Raw genomic sequence first — 404 nt, 5'->3', positions numbered from 1 at the left:
TAGAGTTTCGAGATTATATTACACACCATGAAGTTGATATTATTAACAGATATCAAGAATTAATTGTCAAATTAAAAAATAGAAATATTAATCAGCTAGATCTGAATAATATTTATTCTAATTTTTTAGAATATGTCTTTTCCAAAAATTATTTTAGAAGTAGTGAAAAAGGTAATATTGCATATAAAAATTATGTAGTATAGCTTCAAAGTATTAACCTTTACTATCTTATAGCAAAATATCTTATTACTTCGACAGAACCCTGTAAATAAATTTGTGTATTTACAGTTTTTTGGTTTGGCAACGGCTTTACCGAACTAGTGCCGTTGAGTTCAATAATGGATTAGGTTATGGTTGGAGCCACACGCTTTGTCATAGCCTTACCTTTACTGAAGACCATCACA

2 protein-coding genes are annotated in these 404 nt (G+C 28.5%); both read left to right on the top strand.

Annotation, left to right across the window (positions count from 1 at the left end; all coding sequences use genetic code 11):
• A partial coding sequence (locus tag GQ593_RS13955; protein ID WP_237397778.1) for a hypothetical protein occupies positions 1-203 on the top strand: 203 nt, incomplete at its 5' end.
• A 65-nt stretch (positions 204-268) separates the two neighbouring features.
• The coding region (locus GQ593_RS14380) for a DUF6531 domain-containing protein (RefSeq protein ID WP_442903623.1) at positions 269-404 on the top strand (136 nt) is incomplete at its 3' end.

The sequence above is a fragment of the Gilliamella sp. Pas-s25 genome, from assembly GCF_009795885.1.
Taxonomy (GTDB): Bacteria; Pseudomonadota; Gammaproteobacteria; order Enterobacterales; family Orbaceae; genus Gilliamella.
Note: the sequence above shows the minus strand (reverse complement) of the source record. Positions and strands in the feature narration are given on the sequence as shown.